Raw genomic sequence first — 12,463 nt, 5'->3', positions numbered from 1 at the left:
GACGGAGTGCCCCCTCGGCGGACGATGAAGAAATGCTGCCTACTCTGCGACAAGTTCTTGCGATGCCCTCGTTCAAGGCCGCGGCAATCGAAGTGCTCGCGGGCGACGTCGACACCGCGGTGGTCCGCTGGGTCCATTCGTCCGAGGTCTACGAGATGGGCGGGCTGTTGTCCGGAGGCGAGGTCCTTCTGACAACGGGTCTCGGCCTGCACGGACGATCCCCCGAGCAACTCACCGCCTACATCGATCAATTGGCGGACGCGGGATGCGTCGCTCTCGCGATGGAAGTCGGCCGCTCGTTCCTCACTGCCCCTCCCGAGCTCGTCGAGGCTTCGCACCGACGCGGGCTCGCGTTCCTGGCACTGCACGCAGTAGTGCCCTTCGAGCGGATGGTCGAAGACTTTCACGACCTCATGCTCCGCCGCACGCTCGGTTCGGCACGAGCCGGCGAGCCTGTCTGGCAAGAACTTCTGGGGATCGTGGTGGCGGGCCAAGGCATGACTGCACTGCTCAACAAGGTGTCACGTCTCGCAGGGTGCAGTGTCGATCTCCTCGACGCTGAAGGCAGAACCGTCGAGCGCAGCACAACCGACGCAGAACGGTCCGAGACCGAACGGACGATCCACGACGTACGCGGGCCGACGAACTCGCTCGGTCGACTGGTCCTGAATGGCCGGGCAACCACACGCCGAACTGCCGTCGCCAACTGCGCCGCCGTGGCTGTGGCTCTGGAACTCGGTCGCCACGGCGATGTCGGCCCCAGTCAGTCACTCGCACAGTCGGTGATCACAGACGTGGTAGGCGGAGTGCTCACATCGCACGGCGACTTGTCCGAGCGACTGACAGCGGCCGGGTGGAAGCCGTTGTCGGAGGGCCAACATGTCCTCGTCGCCGCTGTCGACGTCGATCGACAAACGCCGGTTCGAGAGCTCGCGGACCCGGTGCGCAACGCTGTGCGAGCCGTGCTCGGCTCCTGTGTGGTCGGGACTGCGGCGAATCACGTCATCGTGCTCGCCCATGGCTGGTCGGCCGCGTCCCCCGCACGAGTTCGGACGGCATTCACCGAAGCCGACGAGCTGCTACGCCGCGGACCCGGCGGTTCCGCGGTACGCGCGCTCGGAGTCGCGACACCGGTCGAGGATCTGTCCGGCGTCGGGGCCGCCGTCGCGCAAGCTCGCGAGGTCGTTCAGATCGCACGGCGTTTCGGCACCCGAACCGGCGTGATCCTCGCGAGAGACGTCGGAGTCCAACGACTGCTCGCCGCCGGCACGACACCCGCTTCCCTGTCCTCGTTCGTCACGGAGCAACTCGGTTCGCTGATCGCTTACGACACAGCACATTCCGCAGATCTCGTCCGAACCCTCGATGCATACCTCGCACATCGGGGCGGCAAGGCGAGAACCGCGGATCTGCTCGGGATCAGGCGCCAGTCGCTCTATGCGCGATTGACTCGTATCGAAAAGCTGATGGGAGTTTCTCTCGACGATCCGGCACAGGTGGTGTGTCTCGGACTTGCACTGACCGCATGGCGAATGCGCACCGGCCTTGATCCGCAGGCCGCGTTCGAGCGTCTCCCCGGGTGAGCAACTACCGTTCTGCGATGATGGACGTATGACCGGAGCAGCGGAGTTGATGATCGAGATCCCTGCCGGGGAGGTGCATCTTCGGGACGACCGCAAGGGTACTGCGTGGACCTCGAGAGTCGAATCCTTCCGCCTCGCGCGCCATCTCACGACCCTGGCACTGCTTCACGGAGATTCGTCGGCCGATTCGAGCAAGCCCGCAGTCGATCTTTCCTGGCAAGACGTCATCGCAACCTGCAACACACTGTCCGTCGAGGACGGTCTGACGCCCGCATATCAAGACGTCGACACCGATTCTCCGCAGTGGGACCGGGCTGCAACCGGCTACCGACTCGCCACCGAGGCCGAGTGGCAGTACGCGTGCAAGGCCGGCACCTCCGGCTACCGCTACGGCGAGATCGACGAGATTGCCTGGTACAGCGACAATTCAGAGGGTAGGGCGCATCCCGTCGGAACGAAGGCACCCAACAACTGGGGCCTGTACGACATGATCGGCAATGTCTGGGAATGGTGCTGGGATCTCTACGACCCCGAGGCCTACGGCACGTACCGGATCTTTCGCGGCGGCAGTTGGGCCGAAAGCGAGCGCGGTTGCGGCGCTACCGTGAGGCGGCGGAGCCACCCGACGTTTGCCATCGACGACCTGGGATTTCGCCTAGCTCAAACGATCTGAGGGCAGACGGCCGAGGACTTCGAGCACAGCCTCGATCTCTTCTCGACTGCGCAGCCGAACTATCGGTAACGACGGCACATCGACAAGAACAGTGGCCATTCGCTCCGCGTTGTGTCCGTCGGTTCGCCAGGCCCACCGAACCACGTGTTCCGGATCGAAGAGAATGGTGTGCAGGGGCGGCTCCATGTTGCGGTTCCACAACACCTCTCGCTGCAGACGCCGACGTACGGTTCGTGTGATCACCTGGCGCATCACCTTCCGCCGAGGCAGATCCAACCACAGCATCAGGTCCGCACGCTCGGCCAGAAGCCGACGCACCGCACCGTACTGCCACTCGGTCACCCAGGCCGGCTCACTGGAAAAGCGTCGTACTTCGGTTTCGAAACTCTCGAGCGGAATCCAATCGGGCCCGTGGAAGAGACAGTCCAGCTCAGTGTGTTCGATCTCCAGAAGCCGCCCGATTCGACCGGCGAGAGTCGTCTTTCCGGCGCCCGAGGTCCCCGCGACAAGGATCTTCTGCGGACGAATCGTCAGCGCGGTGGGGTCTACGAAAGGCACCGATACACACTAGGGGCCTTACACTTCGCAGTCCACCCATTCGATGTAACCGGTGCCGTTGATCGACGCACCGTCGAAGCTTCCCCGGTAGGTGTACGCGCCGACGTATCCCTTGCCGTGACCGTAGCGCCACTCCGAGTCGATCTCGGCCTCGAACTCCACGACCGTCCTGCCGTGATCGCGTACCTGCCAACGCAGTACGCGCGGCACACGCATCTCGCGACCCTGCGGGTCGACATGCAATGCGTCGGCGTACTCGAGCACGTCGAACACGACGTCGTCGAAAACCCTTGCGCTACCGTCCACAGTTCGAACGTAGGCGAGCTTGCACGCCGTCACCCCTGACGCTCGAACATCGGTGAGCAACAGTTGATGCCGGTCGTCGAGTTGAACGATCTGATAGGTGAAGAAGTCGGCCGGGAGCTTCCACGACTCGGGAAGGGCGCGGCGAGTCAAAGATTGTGGCGTCATGCACCGCGCGTATTCAACGGTGCACGGAGCCGAAATGCTCACCGGTCCATCCGGACTCGAGATCGTCCCCGAACACTGCGCCAGGAGACTGACGTGGTCGTAGACCGGATTGCGCACGAACCACGACGCTTGATCCGTTGCCACTACCTCCAGATCGACATCGAAAGAGTCGTAGCGCCCGGTGACACGGAAATTCGGGTAGTTGTTCTCGATGATCAGGTTGTCACCGAAGGAAATTCGCGAACCGCCTTCTTCGAAAGCGCACTCGTCGTCGGCGTCGTACGCCCGATAGAAGTGGTGGCCGGGCGCAGCGGTGGAACTCAGCACGGTTGCGGTATTTCGCGCGTCGGGTGCAGCGAGATAGTCGTTGTCGAAGACCACCGTCCCGGTGGCACCGATCAACGTCATGGTGTTGAGATAGCGAAACGGCCCTGGCAACTCGGGAACGAAGATCCCGTAGTGCGTCCAGGCAAATTTCCGCGAAGCAAGATGCGGGCGCATCATCGCCGGTCGATCGAACGGGCGTACCGACTCGGCCATCCGCTTGTCGATCAGCGGAAGCGCACCGTCCAGCAAGGCCCGTACCGCCGGTCGCCACAACCGACGCGAGCGGGTGGCGGAGGCAGTGTGGGAACGATCAACAGTTTGTCCGGTCACGCCCCCAAGTTAATGTAACCAGACGTAACAAACAAGTGTCGAAGTTTTCCTCGACGACCTCACCCCTGAACACCCGCGCCCTGCGCAAGGGGCGAATAGCATGTGAGAATCCGCGTACCGGAACCGGTCGCAGAGAGGGCGCAACAATGCAGCACGAAGAGTCGTCGTTCACCGGGGTAGCCGGCACCAAGATCGTCTACGACGTCTGGACTCCGGACCGCGAACCCACCGGGGTTCTTGTCCTCTGCCACGGCCTCGGCGAACATGCGAGGCGCTACGACCACGTAGCCGCGCGACTCGGCGAACTCGGTCTCATCGTGTACGCACCCGACCACCGCGGGCACGGTCGGTCCGGCGGCAAGCGCGTTCACCTGAAGGAATTCTCCGACTTCACCGACGACGTCCACACCTTGTTCTCGATCGTGACAGCAGCACACCCCGGCAAGGACAAGTTCCTGCTCGGACACAGCATGGGCGGCGCGATCGCGCTTTCCTACGCCCTCGATCATCAGGCCGATCTGAAGGCGCTCGCACTTTCCGGACCTGCTGTGATCATTGCAACCGGCACTCCGAAGATCGTGATGCAGTTGGGCAAGATCGTCGGCAAATATCTCCCCGACGTGCCCGTCGAGAATCTGGAAGCTGCTGCGGTTTCGCGTGATCAGAAGGTTGTCGACAAGTACAACGCCGACCCTCTGGTGCACCACGGCAAGGTTCCCGCCGGAATCGCGCGCGGCATGATCACCGCCGCGGAAGGCTTCCCGGCGCGCCTGCCTTCGCTCACCATTCCCGTACTGCTTCAACACGGTTCGGACGACCGTTTGACGGACCCCGCCGGCAGTAAGCTCGTCGCAGATCTGGCCGGCTCTTCGGATGTCACCTTGAAGGTGTACGACGGTCTGTACCACGAGATCTTCAACGAGCCTGAGCAGGAAGAAGTTCTGAACGATCTGATCGAGTGGCTGCGTCCGCGGGTCACCGGAGCATAGTCGTGTCGACGTGCGGGATCCTGCTGGCTGCCGGGGCCGGATCCCGCATGGGCAAACCCAAAGCGCTCGTCACAAACGCGGACGGTCAGTCGTGGCTTCGCCACGGGGTGACGACACTGCAGTCCGCAGGCCTCTCACCGGTCATCGTGGTCCTCGGCGCTCAGGCAGAGGACGCCCTCGAACTACTGCCCACCACCGATGTCGTTGTAGTGATATCGGATTGGCAGCACGGAATGAGCGCCTCGCTGCGGTGCGGACTCGAGGCCGCCATGAGAATCGACGACGCAGACGCGGCAGCGATCTCCCTGGTCGACGTTCCGGATCTCGATGCCGACACCGTTACGCGGATCGTGGGTGTGAGCGCCCCTGCGCGAAACATGCTGCGAAGAGCCGTTTTTCACGGTAGGCCCGGCCATCCCGTCCTGATCGGACGTGACCATTGGCCGATGCTTGCAGAGTCTCTCACCGGGGACGGGGGCGCCAATACCTACCTACGCGAACACGGGGTCGAATTGGTGGAGTGCAGCGACCTCAGCAGCGGCGTCGACGTCGACTATCCCGAAGCCTGATCGCACGCCGCAATCCTCCCAGGTGGTGGGTGTCCGTATTCGGTGTAAAGATGATCCGATGAAACGTACCGTCGCCGCCCTGCTCGACATCGAGATCGACGAGGCGACCAACCTGGAGTTCAAGATCGCGGTGACGCGCGCGCCGGGTGTCGAACTGCTGGAAACGATGTCGTTCGTCCATGACGGCAATCCACTCGAACCCCGCGAGATCACCGCCGAACACGGTACCCGCATCCACCTACTCGACTGTGCCCCAGGCAAACTGATCGTCAGCTACGACGCGACCGTGATCGGCCGCGCCGAACCGGCGTCGGTCAGCGACTACGACGTGTCGAAGTATCTGCGCCCCAGTCGGTATGCCGAGGCGGACAAGTTCTTCGGTTTTGTCGCCGGGCAATTCGATCTCGCCACTCCCCCGGCCGATCTCCTTCTCGAAGTCACTCGCTGGGTGAGTACACATTTGAGTTATGTTCCCGGCACCAGTCGCGGTACCGACAGTGCGGTCGACACCTTGCTCGCCGGCGCCGGAGTGTGCCGCGACTACTCGCACCTGACCATCTCACTGCTGCGCGCCGTGGGGATTCCCGCTCGACTGGTGGCCGTCTACGCGCCGGGTTGCGATCCGATGGATTTTCACGCTGTCGTCGAAGCCAACATCGACAACGTGTGGCGCGTGGTCGATGCAACGCAATTGGCGCCGCGGAGCAATCTTGGGCGCATCTCGACCGGCCGAGACGCCGCGGACACAGCGTTCCTCGACAACCACGGCGGTTCGATCACGTTGCATGCCTCGGAAGTTCGCGCAGTCGTCGACGGCGTTCTCGACAACGACGACTACGCGACCCTCACGTCGATCGGCTGAGAAAGCGTCAGGCGCTGATCTGGTTCTGCGAGGCCATCGTTCGCTCGAGGAACTTGACTGTGAGATCGACGATCGCCTTGCCCTCCCGAAGAGCTTTGCCGATCACCGGGAAAGCATGGATCTGCCCACTCCAGATGTGCGTTTCGACGGCTTGTCCCGCCTTGATCAGGTTCTCGGTCATGATCTCGACGTCCGGACGCATCAATTCGTATTCGGCGGACACCAGGAACGACGGCGGAATCAGACTGGCATCGGCGTTGATCGGAGACTCTGCACCGACTATTTCGTCCGGACCTTCGAGCCACCGGTCCTTGAGCTTTTCCACCTGTGACATCGGTAGGTAGGCATCGCGTTTCATGAAATCGGGATCGTGGTCCTCGAGGTTCACATTGAGAAGAGGCGAGTAGCCGATCACGGCTGCGGGCCGCGTGATTCCGCGCAGCGCGGCAATTTCGGCGACTTTCATGGCCAGGTATCCACCCGCCGAGTCACCGGCAACCACAATCTTGTTCGGGTCTTCCGCTGTCTCGAGCAACGCGGTGTACGCGGCCATTGCGTCCTTGACGGAGGTGCCGATGGAACCTTCCGGCAGCTGGCGGTAGCGCACGGAGATCACCGGTACGCCGGCCTTCGCCGACAGCAGGCCGCACAGTGCCCGGTGCGTTGCCAGACCGCAGAAGACGAAACCACCGCCGTGGAAGTACAGGATCGTGGCACCGGCCAACTCGCCCTGCGCTTTGCGCGGATGCTTCACCTTCTCGCTGGGCACACCGCCCAGTGTGAAGGGCTCGATGTCGAGGTTCTTCGGCTTCGGCAGCTTGTCCGCCATAGCGTCGAGTCGCTCGAGTTGGCGGATACCGCGTTCGGTGGTCGGCCAGAGGGTGAACATCGGCTTCACGAACGTCCTGGTCAGGCAGAAGATAACCCGCGCTCGCGGACTCACGTTCCAATGCCATACCGTCGAATATCGCGTCCGCATAGCGTCCTCCCAGGTCAAGCCGTTTTGTGCATTTGAGTTACACATACTTGTCGGCTGCTGTTGTGAACGATAACTGACGCTGCGTCAAAATGACACGACGGGTGGGGCTCAATTGCTCGCGCGTGTGCAAGTTCTACCCGCGATCACGGCCGGGAAAGATACGCGGACAGTCCGCGGTGCCCGCCACGCATCATCGCGTCGTGATTCCACTCGAACACCGGCTTCGCAATCCGCGAGGCCAGGCCAAGTGCTCCGGACACCGCTACTTGTTGCTGAAAGTCGGCGATACAACCAGATCCAGCAGGGCGCACCTCCCAACTACTCCAGCCGATCATTGCTCCGGTGAGATGCACTTTCAGGTAGCGCGCAATGGGGTCTTCGACCTCGCGTCGCCCGAAAACCAGCAACGTCAGAGGGACGGCGCTGCGGATGGCCATGGAGCCCGAGTGCTCGTCGGTCGTCCGGACTCGACGTATCTGAGGCCACCACTGCGAATACCTCTCGGCGTCCGCGAGAACCTCGTAGACACGGTCGGCAGAGGCCGGGAGCGTCCAGACGCTGTGGAAGTCGAAGTCGGTCACGGCGCCCGAGCTAGCCGGTGCGCACTGTGAGATCACCGAACAACGAATACGAGACGACACGAATAACCGGTGCACCTGGGCCGGGATCCTGTCGACCCCCGTCGAATTCCCGATCTCCGAAAAGGTCGAAGCCACCCAACTCGACTGAAACACCCTCCGGAACCCGCAACCTCGTGTCCCCGAAGATCGAAACGATGGTGATCGTCGAGGAGGACGCGGTGATGGTTGCCGATCGCAGATCGAACTTGACGTCCCCGAACAACAGCAGAGCGAGTGTCTTTTTCGCCAAAGACCAACGGCCGGAGCGCTTCGTGTCACCGAAGACACCGACGATCGTTGCTTGCGGCGACGACACCACGGCGGGTGGTGCCGCACTGAACGGCACGATCCGCTCGAGTTGCCCTCGATCCGCGGTGGGCGACCACACCACTGCCGCTTTGTCCGAGTACTCCTCGAGGGTCAAACGCCCCTCACCCACCGCGACTTCCAGACGCGCTTGGGCATCGACACGCAGTTGATCGACGTCGTGGCCTTCTTCAGCAGCAGTCACCCAAGCACCGTAACCCGAACCGCGGGTGCCTACACGCCTGGCCCGGTCAGTACTCGAAGGTCTCCACCCGACGCAGGATCTCCTCCGCGATCTTCGCGGGACTTCCACCCACGTCGACGACGATGGCCTGCTCATCCGGGTCGACGGCCTCGAGCGTCGAGATCTGGGAGTCGAGGAGCGAGGCGGGCATGTAGTGATCGAGGCGAGCGGTCAACCGCTGACCGATCTGATCCCGCGAACCTGCGAGGTGCACGAACACGACGTGCTCACCGCGAAGGACGTCGCGGTAACTCCGCTTGAGTGCCGAACACGTGACGATTCCCGGCTGACCGGCGTCGGTGTGACTCTTGATCCAGACGGCGATCTTGTCGAGCCAGGGCCAGCGATCGTCGTCGTTCAACGGGTGCCCGGTCGCCATCTTGTCGATGTTCGCCTGCGGGTGGAGATCGTCGCCCTCTTGAAGGTCCCAGCCCATCGCTCCGGCGAGCATGCCGCCGACCGTAGACTTTCCCGAACCCGAGACACCCATCAGGACGAGCACGGGATACTGCTTCTGCTGTGCCGCTTCGCTGTTCATGTGCTCGCCTACCTAGATGAATGCGCTCAACACGAGCACTCCGGCCAGGCCCGATACCGAGATGATGCATTCCATCACGGTCCAGGTCTTGAGGTTCTGTACCACGCTGACGCCCAGATACTCCTTCACCAACCAGAATCCGGCGTCGTTGACGTGCGAAAGGAAAAGCGATCCTGCGCCGATCGCCAAGACCATCAGTGAGACGTGTGCGGACGACAAGTCGGCCGCGACCGGAGCGAGGATGCCCGACGCCGTCACCGTTGCCACCGTTGCCGAACCTGTTGCGACGCGGATCAATACCGCAACCAGCCAGGCCAGGAACAACACGGGAAGGCTGCTGCCTTTGATCGCGTCGGCGATCACTCCGGCGATACCGGTATCGATGAGGACCTGCTTGAAACCGCCACCGGCGCCGACGATCAGCAGAATGCCTGCGATGGGAGGCAGGGAGCTTTCGAGTGACTTCGAGATGGCCTTGCGGTCCATACCGCCGCCGCGACCCAGAAGCACCATTCCGACCAGAACCGCGAGGCCCAGAGCGACGACGGGTGTTCCGAGGAAGTCGAGGACAGACTTGGGGAGGGCCTCGGAATCGGGAGCGATCACGTCGGCAAATGCCTTGCCCAACATGAGAACAACCGGGAGGAGGATCGCTGCGAGAGTAGCCGCGAACGAGGGACGCTGCTTCTTCTCTTCCTCGCCTCGATCTTCGCCTGTGACAAAAAGATCCGGGACCTTCACGTCGACCCACCGTGCTGCGTACTTACTGAAAACCGGTCCAGCGAGAACAACCGTGGGGATCGCGACGAGAACACCGAGCGCGAGGGTGAGGCCGAGGTTTGCGTTCAAGGCCGAGACTGCAACCAGCGGTCCGGGGTGCGGCGGAACCAACCCGTGCATGGCCGAGAGGCCGGCGAGGGTGGGGATCGCAATGCGCATCAGGGACAAGCCGGAACGCCGCGCGACCAGGATGATGACCGGCATCAACAGGACGAGACCGATCTCGAAGAACATCGGCAGACCGATCACGGCGCCGACCAGAGCCATGGTCCACGGAAGCGCCTTGGTACTGGAACGGCCCACCAGCGTGTCGACCACTCGGTCGGCACCGCCGGAATCGGCGAGGAGTTTGCCGAACATCGCGCCGAAACCGATCAGGATTCCGACGCTTCCCATGGTCGACCCGAAGCCGGTGGCGAACGCCGCGACCGACTCGGCCGATCCGAGGCCGGCCGCCAGACCGACGCCCACCGCGCCGATGGACAGCGCGAGGAAGGGGTGCAGGTCCAGCCAGGTGATCAGCGCGATGATGACCGCGACGCCGGCGACTGCAGCGATGATCAATCGTGCGTCGCTACCAGCGGGGACGACCTCGGCCGCCAGCAATGCTGTGGTGTTCATAGGGACTCCCAGTCCGATGAGTGATTGAGGTCACTGTTCCTTAATTAACCTACAATTTCAAGAGCAGACACTAATTTGTAGTATTTATCCGGCTTCCACCGGGCTTACTCCATACGCATGGGACGATCTACGTATGCCTTCTGTCCCGTTTCAGCAGTTACACGACTCGATGCTGGAACAGCTCGGCCAAGACATAGTCGGTGGCGTGCTCACCCCGGGAACCACGATCTCCGCCGACGAGGTGGCAACGCGCTACGACGTGTCGCGAACCGTCATCCGTGAAGTTGTCCGCGTTCTCGAATCCCTCGGACTCGCCTCGGTTCGTCGACGCGTCGGAATCACCATCCTCGGCTCCGAGCACTGGAACTCGCTCGACCCCAACGTCATCCGCTGGCAACTGGCCGGTCCTGATCGGTTCGAGCAGCTTTCGATCCTCAGCGAACTCCGTTCCGGCATCGAACCTCTGGCTGCGCGACTGGCCGCAACTCGCGCCACACCCGAGCAGTGCGGCGCACTCACTGCAGCCGTAATAGGCATGTCAGCTACCTCGCGCGCTGCCGATACCGACGCATATCTCGGCCATGATTCCGACTTTCACCGCACACTGCTCGCCGCTTCCGGCAACCCGATGCTGCGGGCGATGTCGCAGATCGTCGTCGAGATACTCGAAGGCCGCACCCGCCACTCGTTGATGCCCCACGAGGCCGACCCCGAAGCGATCCACCTGCACGGAGTGGTCGCATCTGCCATTCAGGCCGGGGACGCCGAAGCCGCGGAAGTCGCCATGCGCTCGATCGTCGCGGAATCCGCAGAAGCGGTCGAAACAATGCGCGAAAGCCCCGAACCGCCGCCTCATCTGTAAGTCGAGCCACAGACTCGGCGGAATTGGCCCGCAACCGCTCCGCAAGTGGAACGCTTGGCGCCATGACAGCACTCGCTACCCAGAACAGCGCACTCTGATGGCCCGCCCGGTACGCGTCGTCGTCCTCGGTGCCGGATCGTGGGGAACCACGGTGGCCGGCCTCGCTGCCCGCAACACCCCAACCCTGTTGTGGGCACGCAATTCCGAAGCGGCCGACGAGATCAATTCGCAACGGACCAACTCCAAATACCTTGGTGAGCGCAAACTTCCCAAGGGCCTCAAGGCAACCTCGGATCTGGTCGAAGCCGCCCGCGAAGCGGACGTACTCGTATGCGGGGTGCCGTCGCACGCCGTTCGCTCCACGCTCGCCGAGATCGCCAACGAAGTTCGGGCGTGGGTCCCGGTGCTGTCACTGTCCAAGGGCCTCGAGCCCGGCACCCGGCAGCGTCCAACCGAAGTGATCGCCGAGTGCCTGCCCGGCCATCCCGTCGGACTGCTCGCCGGCCCCAACATCGCCAAGGAGATCGTCGACGGCATGGCGGCGGCATCGGTCGTGGCGACCCAGGACGACCGCGTCGCCGCCGCGCTGCAACCGCTGTTCGCGTCGTCGGTCTTCCGGGTTTACCGCAACACCGACGTGCTCGGCTGCGAACTCGGCGGCATCCTCAAGAACATCGTTGCCATCGCCTCGGGCATGGCCGACGGTTTGGGAGTCGGTGACAACACCCGCGCGATGGTGCTCGCTCGCGGCCTCGCCGAAATGACCCGACTCGGCGAGGCGATGGGCGCCAACCCGCGCACCTTTGCCGGCCTGACGGGCGTCGGCGATCTGATTGCCACCTGCATGGCTCCGACTTCTCGTAACCGTCGCGTCGGTGAGGCTCTGGCACAGGGCCTCACCGTCGAGGAGGCTGTCGCCAAGCTCGGCCAGGTCGCCGAGGGCGTCAAGACCGCTCCCACCGTCATGGATCTGGCCCGCGAGTACGGCGTCGACATGCCGATTGCCGCGGAGGTCGAGGCCGTCATCGGTGGCCGACAGAGTGCCAGCGACGCATATCGCGGACTTCAGAAAGTTGCCCCCGGCGGTGAGCACGAGGTGGCGTGAGGAAGATCTACAGGTATCTAGCAATTTGGCTAGATACCTGCAGATG

The 12,463-nt window shown here is 63.1% G+C and carries 14 protein-coding genes; 7 read left to right on the top strand and 7 right to left on the bottom strand.

Annotation, left to right across the window (positions count from 1 at the left end):
* Positions 1 to 62 precede the first annotated feature (62 nt).
* Together ACFWEM_RS03485 and ACFWEM_RS03480 are read left to right on the top strand one after the other, a co-directional pair.
* A complete protein-coding gene (locus tag ACFWEM_RS03485) occupies positions 63 to 1,583 on the top strand; it encodes a PucR family transcriptional regulator (RefSeq protein ID WP_378531195.1) in 1,521 nt (506 codons plus the stop codon).
* 28 nt (positions 1,584 to 1,611) lie between these two features.
* Positions 1,612 to 2,256 (top strand): formylglycine-generating enzyme family protein, encoded by a 645-nt coding sequence (locus tag ACFWEM_RS03480; RefSeq protein ID WP_378531193.1) that lies wholly within the window; start codon positions 1,612 to 1,614, stop codon positions 2,254 to 2,256.
* Here ACFWEM_RS03480 and ACFWEM_RS03475 read toward each other — a convergent pair.
* The gene (locus ACFWEM_RS03475) at positions 2,239 to 2,814 is read right to left on the bottom strand and encodes an AAA family ATPase (protein ID WP_378531191.1); all 576 of its coding nucleotides are present in this window, start codon (positions 2,812 to 2,814) and stop codon (positions 2,239 to 2,241) included. The genes ACFWEM_RS03480 and ACFWEM_RS03475 overlap by 18 nt on opposite strands.
* Before the next feature lie 18 nt (positions 2,815 to 2,832).
* Positions 2,833 to 3,942: a DUF6670 family protein gene (locus ACFWEM_RS03470; RefSeq protein ID WP_378531189.1), complete on the bottom strand. Its 1,110-nt coding sequence runs from the start codon at positions 3,940 to 3,942 to the stop codon at positions 2,833 to 2,835.
* A gap of 146 nt (positions 3,943 to 4,088) precedes the next feature.
* Here ACFWEM_RS03470 and ACFWEM_RS03465 point away from each other — a divergent pair, with 146 nt between their 5' ends.
* The 3 genes from ACFWEM_RS03465 to ACFWEM_RS03455 are packed head-to-tail and all read left to right on the top strand — an operon-like array spanning position 4,089 to position 6,362.
* Positions 4,089 to 4,931: an alpha/beta hydrolase gene (locus tag ACFWEM_RS03465; protein ID WP_019745522.1), complete on the top strand. Its 843-nt coding sequence runs from the start codon at positions 4,089 to 4,091 to the stop codon at positions 4,929 to 4,931.
* Between the two features lie 2 nt (positions 4,932 to 4,933).
* Entirely contained in the window at positions 4,934 to 5,500 is a 567-nt protein-coding gene (locus ACFWEM_RS03460) for an NTP transferase domain-containing protein (RefSeq protein ID WP_378531187.1), read from the top strand.
* A gap of 58 nt (positions 5,501 to 5,558) precedes the next feature.
* Complete coding sequence (locus ACFWEM_RS03455) at positions 5,559 to 6,362, top strand: transglutaminase family protein (RefSeq protein ID WP_378531185.1); 804 nt, start codon at positions 5,559 to 5,561, stop codon at positions 6,360 to 6,362.
* Between the two features lie 7 nt (positions 6,363 to 6,369).
* On the opposite strand, the gene ACFWEM_RS03450 is transcribed toward ACFWEM_RS03455, so the two are convergent.
* The 5 genes from ACFWEM_RS03450 to ACFWEM_RS03430 form a co-directional block, all read right to left on the bottom strand.
* Positions 6,370 to 7,341 (bottom strand): alpha/beta hydrolase, encoded by a 972-nt coding sequence (locus tag ACFWEM_RS03450; RefSeq protein WP_378531183.1) that lies wholly within the window; start codon positions 7,339 to 7,341, stop codon positions 6,370 to 6,372.
* Positions 7,342 to 7,484: 143 nt separating this feature from the next.
* Entirely contained in the window at positions 7,485 to 7,922 is a 438-nt protein-coding gene (locus ACFWEM_RS03445) for an SRPBCC family protein (RefSeq protein WP_378531181.1), read from the bottom strand.
* Between the two features lie 10 nt (positions 7,923 to 7,932).
* Positions 7,933 to 8,472: a LiaF domain-containing protein gene (locus ACFWEM_RS03440; RefSeq protein ID WP_378531179.1), complete on the bottom strand. Its 540-nt coding sequence runs from the start codon at positions 8,470 to 8,472 to the stop codon at positions 7,933 to 7,935.
* Positions 8,473 to 8,518: 46 nt separating this feature from the next.
* Positions 8,519 to 9,049, bottom strand: coding sequence for a gluconokinase (locus ACFWEM_RS03435; RefSeq protein ID WP_020909302.1), 531 nt, complete (start codon positions 9,047 to 9,049; stop codon positions 8,519 to 8,521).
* A gap of 12 nt (positions 9,050 to 9,061) precedes the next feature.
* On the bottom strand, positions 9,062 to 10,450 hold the full coding sequence (locus ACFWEM_RS03430) for a GntP family permease (RefSeq protein WP_003939838.1): 1,389 nt from the start codon (positions 10,448 to 10,450) through the stop codon (positions 9,062 to 9,064).
* A gap of 133 nt (positions 10,451 to 10,583) precedes the next feature.
* Between ACFWEM_RS03430 and ACFWEM_RS03425 the strand changes: the two genes are divergently transcribed.
* Complete coding sequence (locus ACFWEM_RS03425) at positions 10,584 to 11,312, top strand: FadR/GntR family transcriptional regulator (protein ID WP_378531177.1); 729 nt, start codon at positions 10,584 to 10,586, stop codon at positions 11,310 to 11,312.
* Positions 11,313 to 11,409: 97 nt separating this feature from the next.
* Positions 11,410 to 12,417, top strand: coding sequence for an NAD(P)H-dependent glycerol-3-phosphate dehydrogenase (locus ACFWEM_RS03420; protein WP_003940093.1), 1,008 nt, complete (start codon positions 11,410 to 11,412; stop codon positions 12,415 to 12,417).
* Positions 12,418 to 12,463 lie beyond the last annotated feature (46 nt).

Origin of the sequence: Rhodococcus sp. NPDC060176 (genome assembly GCF_042728675.1) — a bacterium.
Taxonomy (GTDB): domain Bacteria; phylum Actinomycetota; class Actinomycetes; order Mycobacteriales; family Mycobacteriaceae; genus Rhodococcus_F.
Note: the sequence above shows the minus strand (reverse complement) of the source record. Positions and strands in the feature narration are given on the sequence as shown.

Bases quoted from the DNA above. Each gene is read 5' to 3' on its own strand.
- ACFWEM_RS03485 (WP_378531195.1), top strand. From the start codon at position 63: ATGCCCTCGTTCAAGGCCGCGGCAATCGAAGTGCTCGCGGGCGACGTC.
- ACFWEM_RS03480 (WP_378531193.1), top strand. From the start codon at position 1,612: ATGACCGGAGCAGCGGAGTTGATGATCGAGATCCCTGCCGGGGAGGTG.
- ACFWEM_RS03465 (WP_019745522.1), top strand. From the start codon at position 4,089: ATGCAGCACGAAGAGTCGTCGTTCACCGGGGTAGCCGGCACCAAGATC.
- ACFWEM_RS03455 (WP_378531185.1), top strand. From the start codon at position 5,559: ATGAAACGTACCGTCGCCGCCCTGCTCGACATCGAGATCGACGAGGCG.
- ACFWEM_RS03450 (WP_378531183.1), bottom strand. From the start codon at position 7,341: ATGCGGACGCGATATTCGACGGTATGGCATTGGAACGTGAGTCCGCGA.
- ACFWEM_RS03435 (WP_020909302.1), bottom strand. From the start codon at position 9,049: ATGAACAGCGAAGCGGCACAGCAGAAGCAGTATCCCGTGCTCGTCCTG.
- ACFWEM_RS03430 (WP_003939838.1), bottom strand. From the start codon at position 10,450: ATGAACACCACAGCATTGCTGGCGGCCGAGGTCGTCCCCGCTGGTAGC.
- ACFWEM_RS03425 (WP_378531177.1), top strand. From the start codon at position 10,584: ATGCCTTCTGTCCCGTTTCAGCAGTTACACGACTCGATGCTGGAACAG.
- ACFWEM_RS03420 (WP_003940093.1), top strand. From the start codon at position 11,410: ATGGCCCGCCCGGTACGCGTCGTCGTCCTCGGTGCCGGATCGTGGGGA.